Genomic DNA, 11221 nt, shown 5'->3' with positions numbered 1-11221 from the left:
CTGTATCACGAGCGACGCACGATGGGCGATGGTTCCGAATACACCAGCGGACCCGGAATCGCTGAAGCCGAGGACGTTTCGATCGATCTGCTGTCGCTGGTCGACAGGACGAACCAGCACGACAGCGAACGCGTCCGGGAGATGGTCGGGCGTGCCCTGGTCCACCGCGCGGTTGCGCGTCAGCTCAGCGAGCACGTCTTTCACGCGGTGGCCGGCGGAGCCCTGCCGCCGACCGCGGGATCGATCATCCGGCTGTCGATGGCTGCAGTCCACGACGTCGAAACGGACACCGCCGTTGCCGTCACGGGTACGGCGGCCGTGATCGAGGATGATGCACACCTACTTGATATCGGCATCCGCTACCTGGGCCGTCAGATCGCCAGCATCGGCGGCGGCACCACCGAGATGGCGCGCAACGTGATTGGCGAACGGGTGCTGGGCTTTCCGCGCGAACACGCCGCCGATCGCGGCGTACCCTTCAACCAGGTCAAGCACAGCCGGAGCTGATCGGAGGTGACGCCATGCTGAACGCCGAACCGTACCGGCAGCTGCGGTACCGGGAGATCGCGGGCAAGCGCATGGCCTACGTCGACGAGGGCAACGGCCCCGACGGCACGACAATCGTCTTTCAGCACGGCAATCCCACGTCGTCGTATCTGTGGCGCAACGTCATGGCGCGTCTGGAAGGTCTGGGTCGGCTGGTCGCCTGCGATCTGATCGGCATGGGCGGGTCGGACAAGCTCAGCCCGTCTGGCCCCGACCGCTATCACTACGCCGAACAGCGTGAGTACCTTTTCGGGCTGTGGGACGCCCTCGACCTCGGCGACAGGGTGGTGTTGGTGCTACACGACTGGGGATCAGCGCTGGGTTTCGACTGGGCGAACCAGCACCGTGGCCGGGTGGCCGGTATCGCGTTCATGGAGGCGATCGTGACTCCGATGACGTGGCTGGACTTCCACAGCAGCGTGCGGGGGGTGTTCCAGGGCTTCCGTTCGCCCGAGGGCGAGCGAATGGTGTTGGAGCAGAACATGTTTGTCGAGGGCGTGCTGCCGGGCGCGATCCGGCGACGGCTATCCGACGAGGAGATGGACCACTATCGGCGGCCGTTCGCCAACGCCGGAGAAGACCGCCGGCCCACGTTGTCGTGGCCGCGCAACATCCCGATCGACGGCGAGCCGGCAGGGGTGGTCGCCGTGGTCGAGGAGTACCGGGACTGGCTCGCCGAAAGCGACGTGCCGAAGCTGTTCATCAACGCCGACCCCGGCGCGATCATCACCGGGCGAGTCCGCGACTACGTCCGCAGCTGGCCCAACCTGGCTGAAGTCACCGTTCCCGGGGTGCATTTCATCCAGGAGGACAGTCCGGACGAAATCGGCTCGGCTGTAGCGGATTTCGTCCGGAGCCTACCGGCGGTGGGCGGCTGATCAGCGGCAGCGGCCGCCCGGCGGGTTAACCTCAGGCGCCTCAACATTCGCAGGAATCCCTGGAAGATCGGGATGTGTCGATGTGCCCGCCTACGAGCGACAACTGGCGGCCTCATCGCGCAAGGCCGGCACGCGCTGGTGGATTAGGAATTCCGTGGCACGCGCGAGGTACATCGCCAGTACGTAGCGCAGCTCGATTCCACGCAGCTATGACATCGACGCGATTGTCGCTCGTAGCCGGGCAGAAAGCCATGTCCCTCTCCGTGGTGACTCCTGTGGCAAAAGGGGCTCGGGTGTCTGGCGTCAACTACAAACTCAGATGCGAAAGCACCTCGGCGACAACCGAATCCATTGCGACCTCGACCTGCTCGCCCGTCGTCAGATTCTTCACGCCGACGGTTCCCGCTTCGATGTCGCGGTCACCGGCGACTAGAGCCAGCCGCGCACCCGAGCGGTCCGCGGCGCGCATCGCGCCCTTGACGCTGCGATCGCCGTAGGCCAGATCCACGCGCACACCGGCGGCCCTCAGCTGTTCGGCCAGCACCGCCAGCCGCAGCTTGGCTTGCTCGCCCAGTGGCACTCCGAACACGTCGCACCGGGCGATCCGTCCGACGTCCTTGGCCTCGGCCCGCAGCGCCAGCAGCGTGCGGTCCACGCCGAGACCGAACCCGATGCCCGACAGGTCCTGTCCGCCGAGCTGGTGCATCAGACCGTCGTAGCGACCGCCGCCGCCGATGCCGGACTGGGCACCCAGGCCAGGGTGCACGAACTCGAAGGTGGTTTTGGTGTAATAGTCCAACCCGCGGACCATCCGCGGGTTGATGACATACGGCACGCCCACGGCATCGAGGTGCGCCAGCACGGTCTCGAAATGCTGCTTGGCCACATCGGACAGGTGGTCGAGCATCACCGGTGCGTCGGCGGTCATCGCCTTGACCTCTGGACGCTTGTCGTCGAGTACCCGCAGCGGGTTGATCTCAGCGCGCTTGCGGGTTTCCTCGTCGAGGTCAAGCTGAAACAGGAAATCCTGCAACAGTTCCCGATACTGCGGACGGCAGGTTTCATCGCCCAGCGAGGTGATTTCCAGCCGGAACCCGTCCAGACCGAGTGAGCGGAAGCCGGCGTCAGCGACGGCGATCACCTCGGCGTCCAACGCGGGGTCGTCGACGCCGATCGCCTCCACACCGACCTGCTGCAGCTGGCGGTAGCGACCGGCCTGAGGCCGCTCGTAGCGGAAGAACGGGCCCGCGTAACACAGCTTGACCGGCAGCGCGCCGCGGTCCAGGCCGTGCTCGATCACCGCACGCACCACCCCGGCGGTGCCCTCCGGGCGCAGCGTCACCGAGCGGTCGCCACGGTCGGCGAAGGTGTACATCTCTTTCGACACCACATCGGTGGACTCGCCCACCCCTCGCGCGAACAGCGCGGTGTCCTCGAATATCGGGAGCTCGATGTCGCTGTAGCCGGCTCGGCGGGCGGCGTCGAGCAACCCCGAACGCACCGCGACGAACGCGGCCGAATCCGGCGGGACGTAGTCCGGTACGCCCTTGGGCCCAGAAAACGCTGAGAAGTCCGTCACGGGCTCAGCCCTGCGAGGAAGGGGTTGAACCGCCGTTCCGCGCCAATCGTGGTGGAATTGCCGTGTCCGGGCAGGACCACCGTTTTGTCGTCGAGGACCAACAGCTTGTCGACGATTGAGCGCATCAGATCACGGCCGCTGCCGCCGAACAGGTCGGTCCGGCCCACCGAGCGCTCGAACAGGGTGTCGCCGGTGAACACGAGGTCTTTGTCGTCCCCGGCATCCGGGACACGGAAGACCACCGATCCCCGGGTGTGGCCGGGCGTGTGGTCGACGGTGACGCTGATCCCGCCGAGGTCGATCTTGTCGCCGTCTCGATCCAGCTCGATGACCTGTTTGGGCTCGCGGAATATCGCCGCCAGCAGCAGCTGCCCCAGCCGCGGGCCGAAGTCTTTGATGGGATCGGTCAGCATGCACCGGTCCTCGGGATGGATGTATGCAGGGCAGCCGAAGGTGTCGGACACCTTCTGCGCCGACCAGATGTGGTCGATGTGACCGTGGGTGAGCAGCACCGCCGCGGGAGTCAGCCGATTCTTGTCCAGAATGCGCCGCAGCTGGCCCATCGCACGCTGGCCCGGGTCGATGACGATCGCGTCGGCCCCGGGGTGCGGCGCCAGTACATAGCAATTGCACTGCAGCAACCCAGCGGGAAATCCGGTCATGAACACGATCTCCAGTTTCCCATGCCGCCCGACGACGATGCGGCCGACGCAGTCAGAGGAGAAGAAGTCGGGCCGTCGCGCCCCGCGAGCGCGGGTCGCGCCACCCCTAGCCAGCATCAACTGGCACACTCTTTGCTGACTGAGCAGACAACCACGGAGGGACATCGGCGGTGCCGACCAATGAACAGCGACGTGCGACGGCCAAGCGCAAACTCGAACGGCAGCTGGAACGCCGCGCTCAGCAGGCCCGTCGTCGCCGGACGCTGGCCATCGTTGGCGGGTCGGTCGCGGCGGCGGTCGTCGTCGTCGCGGTGATAGCAACGGTCGTCCTGACCAATAACGAGCACAAGAACAAGCAGACTACGGCAGCCGGGAGCTCGGCCACCGGCGCCGCTCCGGGCCCATCGTCGGGCATACCGCCGTTGCCGCCGTTCAAACCGGCCGCCAATCTGGGCGCCAACTGCCAATACGAGCCTTCGGCGGAACAGGCCAGCAAGCCGGTGAACCCGCCGAGGCAAGGCAAGGTGCCCACCGACCCGGCGCAGGTCAGTGTCAGCATGGTCACTAATCAAGGAAACGTCGGCCTGTTGCTCGCGAACAACGAATCAACTTGCACTGTCAACAGTTTCGTCAGCCTGGCGCAGCAGAAGTTCTTCGACAACACTCAGTGCCACCGCCTCACCGCCTCACCGACATCGTCGATTTTGCAGTGCGGTGACCCGACCGGCGACGGCAGCGGCGGGCCCGGCTATCAGTTCGCCAACGAATATCCGACCGACCAATACAAGCCCGAGGATCCCGCGGTGCACGAGCCGGTGATCTACCCGCGCGGCACCCTGGCCATGGCCAATGCCGGACCGAACACCAACGGCAGCCAGTTCTTCATGGTGTACAAGGACACTCAGCTGCCACCCGAATACACCGTCTTCGGCAAGATTCAACAGGACGGGCTGGCTACCCTGGACAAGATCGCCAAGGGCGGCGTTGCCGGCGGCGGTCAGGACGGCCAGCCAACCATCGAAGTCACGATCAAGTCGGTGCGGATGGACTGATCGAGCCGTCGGCGGCCTCGGCCGTCTATGGTCGATTGAATCGCGGCGGGCCGCACGCTGACAGGAGAATTCTTTGTGCAGGTGACTACGTTCGGGCGCTACCAGCTGCTCGACTTAATCGGCCGCGGCGCATCGGGGAAGGTCTACCGGGCCGATGACACCGTTACAGACCAGATAGTCGCCGTCAAGGTGCTGGCGCCGGACCTGGACGAGGATCCAGAATTTCGCGAACAGTTCCGCCGCGACGTACCCGCGGCGGCCGACCTCAACAACCGGCACGTGGTGCCGATCCACAACTTTGGCCAGATCGGCGGTCAACTGTACGTGGACATGCAGCTGATCGAGGGCAGCAACCTCGGTCGCGCGATCAGAAACGAAGGCGGCCGAATACTTCCCGCACGCGCGGTCGCGATCATCGCACAAATCGCCGCGGCGCTTGACAGCGCCCACCGGGTAGGACTGGTCCATCGCGACGTCAAGCCGTCGAACATCTTGGTCGCGCCAGGAGATTTCGTCTATTTAACCGATTTCGGGCTCGCGCGCAACCCCACCGATACCGCCACGGCCAGCATGGGCCATATCCCCGGCGCCTACACGGCACCCGAAAGGTTCAGCGGCGCGGGTGATTCCCGCGCTGACGTGTATTCGCTCGCCTGTGTATTGCACAAATGCTTGACGGGGCAACAGCCTTATCCCGGAGACACATTCGAAGAACAACGCGCCGGGCACCTGACCGCCCCACCGCCGCGACCCTCGACATCGTCCCCGGGCATACCGCCGACATTCAACGCAGTGATCGCCGCGGGTATGGCCAAAAGCCCGCAGGCCCGCTACCAGACGGCATCGCAGCTGGCCGAGGCCGCAAGAGCAGCGCTGGACAATCGTTTCATTCCGCCGCCGAGCCCGCCGCCACCGCCGCCCGGATCACCGGCCACCCCGCGGCCGCGGATGGTGCAGCCAGGCCCGTCTGCACAATCCGCCGACCGAGGGCACGCGCTGGCCATTGTCGGTGGATTGGCCGCAGTGCTCGCGGCGCTCTTCGGTGTGATCGCGCTGGTGATTATTACCGCCACAACCTCGGATCGCGGCGCAACCGAGACATCGTCGGCCGCCCCCACCAGCACCGCCGCAGCCTCGCGCAGCACCACTACCACCACGACGACCACCTCGGCCCCGGTGGCACCTCCGGCCGTCCCGAAGCTGCCGCCATTCGTGCCCTCCCCCGCCGTGGGCGCCGACTGCTTGTACCCGCCGTCCGCCGACGCGGCCGGCAAAGCGGTGACGCCACCGCGGACCGGCCGAGTGGCGACCACTCCCGCTCCGGTCGACCTGGACATAGTCACCAATCGAGGCAAGATCGGCCTGCACCTTGCTAATAACGAATCACCCTGCACGGTGCGCAGTTTCGTCAGCCTGGCGCGGCAGAAGTTTTTCGACGACACCCAATGCCACCGGCTGACCACGTCGCCGGGGTTGTCGGTCTTGCAGTGTGGTGACCCGAAGGGTGACGGCACCGGCGGGCCGGGTTATCAGTTCGTCGACGAATACCCGACCAACCAGTACCCGCCCGGCGATCCGGCGCTGAAGAAGCCCGTCGTCTATCCGCGGGGCACGCTGGCGATGGCCAACGCCGGACCGTTCACGAACGGCAGCCAGTTCTTCATGGTGTACCGGGACTCGCTGCTGCCCCCCGCATACACCGTTTTCGGCACCATAGACACCACCGGCCTCGCAGTAGTGGACAAGATCGCCGCGGCCGGCGTCGCCGGCGGTCGCGAGGACGGTGCGCCCGCCACCCCCGTCACCATCACGTCGGCGAGCCTGAGCTGAGGCGCTACGTTTCGGCGGCGTCCAATCCGCCTCTGTCTACATAGGTTTGGGCTGCGCGCTGGATGAAGTGTTCGGTGGGCGCCGGATACCAGCCGAGTTCACGGGTGGCTTTGGCATGGCTGGCCGGCGAGGTCAGCGCGATGAGCCGGGCACTCTGGCTGCCGATCGGGAAGTCACGGTGGGATAGCGCTCTGATGGCGTCCGACACGTGCGCGAACCCGTAGACCATCGCCATCGGGACACCCAGGCGTGGCGGCCGCGCGCCAACTGCCTCCGCGGCGATGGTCACCAGTTCACGATGCGTCATATAACGCTCAGAAATGATGTAGCGCTGGCCGATTCGTCCCCGTTCGGCCGCCAGCAGCAGCGCGTCGGCGACGTCGTCGATACCGACCACTTCGGCTCCGACGCCGCGGATATAGAACGGCAGTTTTCCGAGCGCGGCGAGCTGCACGAACATCCCTTGTCGGGGCTGCCAGTCGGGCGGCCCGTACGGGTTGGACACGTTGGCCACCACGGCGGGCAGCCCGTGCTTCGCCACGTAGGAGAACACCAACTGCTCCGCCTGGCGCCGTGACGCGATATAACTGCCGGCTTGGTCGGACCAGTTGAAGGGCGTGTCCTCGTCAACGGTTTCGCCGTTCCTGCCGATGGCGATGGTGCCGATCGTGCTCAGGAAGACGAACCGCCGCAGGTTCGCGTTCATCGCCACGTCGAGTACTTTGCGAAGGCCGTTGACGTTGGTCTCGAACAGCGGAGCGGCATCTCGCAGTTCCGCTCTGGTGTCGACGACACAGTAGTACACCACGTCGCGTTCAGACATGGCGGCGGCGACGTCCGCCGTGTCGGATAATCCGCCATAGTGCCGCTCGACGTCGAGCCCTTCGATTCCCTTCGTAGAACTCGACTTTCGTAACAGGACCCGGACATCGGCACCCGCAGCGACCAGGTGACGGGTAACGCAGGCACCGACATTGCCGCTCGCGCCCATCACGAGAGCCCGTTGTCCGGCCGCGGTCATCTGGTCATTGTCCGACGCCATATCACTTACCGTAATACCGACGGTAAGGGGTCGGCCCGGTCGGGCCGCTCAGGCGGCAGATGTCACCCGGTAGACGTCGTAGACACCCTCGACGTTGCGCACCACATCCAGCAGATGCCCCAGGTGCTTGGGGTCGCCCATCTCGAACGTGAACCGGCTGATCGCCACCCGATCACCTGATGTGGTCACCGACGCTGAGAGGATGTTCACCTTCTCGTCGGCCAGCACGCGGGTGACGTCCGACAGCAGCCGATGCCGGTCGAGTGCCTCGACCTGAATCGCCACCAGAAAGACCGACGACGGCGACGGCGCCCAGTGCACTTCGATGATGCGCTCGGCCTGCTGCTGCAAGGACGCGGCATTGGTGCAATCGTGGCGGTGCACACTGACTCCACCGCCACGTGTGACGAATCCCAGGATCTGATCGCCGGGCACCGGTGTGCAGCACTTGGCGAGCTTGGTCAGCACGCCCGGGGCACCGGGCACCGCCACCCCGACGTCGTCGGTGCTGCGCGGGCGCCGCGGCATCGTCGCCGGAGTGGACCGCTCGGCGAGATCCTCCTCGGCCTGGTCGATGCCGCCCAGCTCGGCCAGCAACCGCTGCACCACATGCTTAGCCGATACATGGCCCTCGCCGACCGCGGTGTAGAGCGCCGACACGTCGGCGTAGTGCAGTTCGTTGGCCACTGCGGCCATCGATCCGCCGCTGACCAAGCGCTGCAGGGGAAGTCCGCCGCGGCGAACTTCGCGAGCCATTGCGTCCTTGCCGGACTCCAGCGCCTCCTCGCGGCGCTCCTTGGCGAACCACTGGCGGATCTTGGCTTTGGCGCGCGGTGACACCACGAACTGCTGCCAGTCTCGCGACGGCCCGGCGTTGGGTGCCTTGGACGTGAAGACCTCGACGACCTCGCCGTTTTCCAGCTTGCGTTCCAGCGCCACCAGTCGGCCGTTCACCCGGGCGCCGATGCATCGGTGGCCGACCTCGGTGTGCACGGCGTAGGCGAAGTCGATCGGCGTTGAGCCGGTCGGCAGCGTGATGACGTCGCCTTTCGGGGTGAACACGAAGATCTCTTGTACCGCAAGGTCGTAACGCAGTGATTCCAGGAACTCGCCGGGGTCGGCCGCCTCTCGCTGCCAGTCGAGCAGTTGGCGCATCCAGGCCATGTCGTCGATTTCGGCCGCGGCGAGGGGATGTGGAACTCCGTTGCGGCCCTTGGCTTCTTTGTAGCGCCAGTGCGCAGCGATGCCGTATTCGGCGGTGCGGTGCATGTCGCGGGTGCGGATCTGGATCTCCAGCGGTTTGCCCTCCGGGCCGACCACCGTGGTGTGCAGCGACTGGTACACGCTGTAGCGCGGCTGGGCGATGTAGTCCTTGAACCGGCCCGCCATCGGCTGCCAGAGCGAATGCACCACGCCGACGGCGGCGTAACAGTCCCGGATCTCGTCGCAAAGAATGCGGACGCCGACCAGATCGTGGATGTCGTCGAAGTCGCGGCCTTTGACAATCATCTTCTGATAGATCGACCAGTAGTGCTTAGGGCGTCCCTCCACCACCGCGCTGATCTTCGACCCGGTGAGCATCGCGACGATCTCGGCGCGGACCTTGGCCAGGTAGGTGTCACGCGACGGCGCCCGGCCGGCGACCAGTCGCACGATCTCCTCGTACTTCTTGGGATGCAGGATCGCGAACGACAGATCCTCCAACTCCCACTTGACCGTGGCCATACCCAGCCGGTGTGCAAGCGGGGCAATGACTTCCAGTGTTTCGCGCGCTTTGCGCGCCTGCTTCTCCGGCGGCAGGAAGCGCATGGTCCGCATGTTGTGCAGCCGATCGGCCACCTTGATCACCAGCACCCGCGGGTCGCGCGCCATCGCGGTGATCATCTTGCGGATCGTCTCGCCCTCGGCGGCGCTACCCAGCACCACTCGGTCGAGCTTGGTCACCCCATCGACCAGGTGGCCGACCTCGTCGCCGAAATCCTGCGACAAGGCCTCCAGGCTGTAACCGGTGTCCTCGACGGTGTCATGCAGCAGGGCGGCCACCAGCGTGGTGGTGTCCATGCCCAGCTCGGCGAGGATGTTGGCCACCGCCAGCGGATGGGTGATGTAGGGGTCCCCCGAATGTCGCAACTGGCTGGCGTGCCGCTGCTCGGCCACTTCGTAGGCCCGCTGCAACAACGCCAGGTCGGCCTTCGGGTAGATCTCCCGGTGCACCGCCACCAGCGGTTCGAGCACGGGGCTGATCGTGCTGCGCTGAGCGGTCATCCGCCGCGCCAGCCGGGCGCGCACGCGGCGCGAGGCACTACTGGGAGCCTTCAGACCGATCCCGAGCTCACCCGATGGCGGGATGTCGGCGAGCTGCAGCGGCTCGGTGGGCGGCTGAATTGCCGTGCCCTTATCGTCCGCCACGTTCGTCACCTCCGGAGCCTCAAGGATATAGCCCGCCGCGCTGTGCGCTAGAGAACCGCGACGCTGTGCACCGGCAGCGGCGCGACCAGCTCGCGCCCGCCCAGCCCGGCCAATTCGATGACCACCGCGGCGATCTTCACCTGCGCGCCGGACTGCTCGAGCAGCCGGTGCGCGGCCGCCAGCGTGCCACCGGTGGCCAGCACGTCGTCCACGATCACAACGCGGCGGCCGGACAATTCGATCCCGTCGGCGGGAAGTTCCAGGCTCGCGGTGCCGTACTCGAGCTGGTAATTCTCGGTGCGCACCGGCGGCGGCAGCTTTCCGCCCTTGCGGATCGCCAGCACACCGGTGCCGAGTCGGGCGGCGACCGCCCCGCCGATCAGAAACCCGCGCGCGTCGATGGCGGCGATCAGGTCAGCGCCGGACGCGACGTCGGCCAGCGCGTCGGTCACCGCAGCCAGCCCACGGCGGTCGGCGAACACCGGGGTCAAGTCCTTGAACTGGATTCCCGCGGTGGGGAAATCGGCGACCTGCCGCGTCAGCGACGTGATCAGATCGGCTGTCGAGTCGCGGTCGGCCGCATTCACCGCACCAGCACCCATCGGTCCATGTTCCAGCCGGCGCCCCAGCGGCTCGGGTTGGCGCCGACGGCATACATCTTCTTCGACGCCAGCAGGGTGCGCTGCTGGCGATACAGCGGCAATGTCGGCATTCCGGCCCACAGCACCGGCGCGCTCTCGGCCAGCAGCCGGACCAGGTCGGCTGGGTCGGCCGAGACCGCCAACGCGGCGATGATGCCGTCGATCTGACCGTTGGTGTAGCCGGACAAGTTGTTTCCGTTGCCGGTGTGCAGAGCGTAGGCGTCGATCGCCGACGACCCCGTCGAACCGCTGCCGGTGGCGCCGCCGGTGCTGGCCAGCAGCACGTCGACGGCACCGTCCTTGAGTGCTTGTGGGCCGACGGCGTCCGAGGTCACGTCGGAAACGGTGATACCGGCCGGACCGCAGGCCTTGGCGATCGCACCGACGATGGCGGCCAGTCGCGCGTTGGGACCCCGATAGCCGATTTTCACCGCCAGCGGTTTCCCGGCCAGCGCCGCGCGCGCTGCGTCCGGGTTCGATTTGATGAACTGGCCTGCTTCAGGGACGTTTTCGGCCTGACCGATGGCGTCGTCGACCGTGGTGTGCAGCCGCGCATTGGCGATCGGCGTCGCGGCGTCCCGC

The 11221-nt window shown here is 66.5% G+C and carries 9 protein-coding genes and 2 pseudogenes; 5 read left to right on the top strand and 6 right to left on the bottom strand.

The annotated features are described in order from the left end of the window. Together VNW74_RS01260 and VNW74_RS01255 are read left to right on the top strand one after the other, a co-directional pair. A partial coding sequence (locus tag VNW74_RS01260; protein ID WP_325674790.1) for an acyl-CoA dehydrogenase family protein occupies nucleotides 1-507 on the top strand: 507 nt, incomplete at its 5' end. A 14-nt stretch (nucleotides 508-521) separates the two neighbouring features. Continuing rightward, nucleotides 522-1424: a haloalkane dehalogenase gene (locus VNW74_RS01255; protein ID WP_325674789.1), complete on the top strand. Its 903-nt coding sequence runs from the start codon at nucleotides 522-524 to the stop codon at nucleotides 1422-1424. A gap of 307 nt (nucleotides 1425-1731) precedes the next feature. Here the strand turns inward: VNW74_RS01255 and hisS are convergent, their stop codons facing one another. Together hisS and VNW74_RS01245 are read right to left on the bottom strand one after the other, a co-directional pair. Further along, nucleotides 1732-3003: a histidine--tRNA ligase gene (hisS, locus tag VNW74_RS01250; RefSeq protein ID WP_325674788.1), complete on the bottom strand. Its 1272-nt coding sequence runs from the start codon at nucleotides 3001-3003 to the stop codon at nucleotides 1732-1734. Next, a complete protein-coding gene (locus VNW74_RS01245) occupies nucleotides 3000-3671 on the bottom strand; it encodes an MBL fold metallo-hydrolase (RefSeq protein ID WP_325674792.1) in 672 nt (223 codons plus the stop codon). The genes hisS and VNW74_RS01245 overlap by 4 nt, the downstream gene beginning before the upstream one ends. A gap of 164 nt (nucleotides 3672-3835) precedes the next feature. Between VNW74_RS01245 and VNW74_RS01240 the strand changes: the two genes are divergently transcribed. The 3 genes and pseudogenes from VNW74_RS01240 to VNW74_RS01230 all read left to right on the top strand — a co-directional run bounded on the left by VNW74_RS01240 (nucleotide 3836) and on the right by VNW74_RS01230 (nucleotide 6547). Then, complete coding sequence (locus tag VNW74_RS01240) at nucleotides 3836-4717, top strand: peptidylprolyl isomerase (RefSeq protein WP_325674787.1); 882 nt, start codon at nucleotides 3836-3838, stop codon at nucleotides 4715-4717. Between the two features lie 75 nt (nucleotides 4718-4792). Then, nucleotides 4793-5539 (top strand): annotated as a pseudogene (locus tag VNW74_RS01235) (serine/threonine-protein kinase); the annotation flags it as partial. 126 nt (nucleotides 5540-5665) lie between these two features. Next, complete coding sequence (locus VNW74_RS01230) at nucleotides 5666-6547, top strand: peptidylprolyl isomerase (protein WP_325674791.1); 882 nt, start codon at nucleotides 5666-5668, stop codon at nucleotides 6545-6547. A 4-nt stretch (nucleotides 6548-6551) separates the two neighbouring features. Here the strand turns inward: VNW74_RS01230 and VNW74_RS01225 are convergent, their stop codons facing one another. From VNW74_RS01225 to VNW74_RS01210, 4 genes and pseudogenes are all read right to left on the bottom strand, one after another. After that, nucleotides 6552-7589, bottom strand: coding sequence for an NAD-dependent epimerase/dehydratase family protein (locus VNW74_RS01225; RefSeq protein ID WP_325674786.1), 1038 nt, complete (start codon nucleotides 7587-7589; stop codon nucleotides 6552-6554). Between the two features lie 48 nt (nucleotides 7590-7637). Further along, a complete protein-coding gene (locus VNW74_RS01220) occupies nucleotides 7638-9953 on the bottom strand; it encodes a RelA/SpoT family protein (RefSeq protein ID WP_414686571.1) in 2316 nt (771 codons plus the stop codon). Nucleotides 9954-10045: 92 nt separating this feature from the next. After that, a complete protein-coding gene (locus tag VNW74_RS01215) occupies nucleotides 10046-10600 on the bottom strand; it encodes an adenine phosphoribosyltransferase (protein ID WP_325674784.1) in 555 nt (184 codons plus the stop codon). Further along, a pseudogene (locus tag VNW74_RS01210) lies at nucleotides 10582-11221 on the bottom strand (hypothetical protein); the annotation flags it as partial. The gene VNW74_RS01215 and the pseudogene VNW74_RS01210, both read right to left, overlap by 19 nt.

The organism is Mycobacterium sp., from assembly GCF_035570115.1.
Lineage (GTDB): Bacteria > Actinomycetota > Actinomycetes > Mycobacteriales > Mycobacteriaceae > Mycobacterium.
This window is presented reverse-complemented; position numbering and strand designations above follow the sequence as displayed.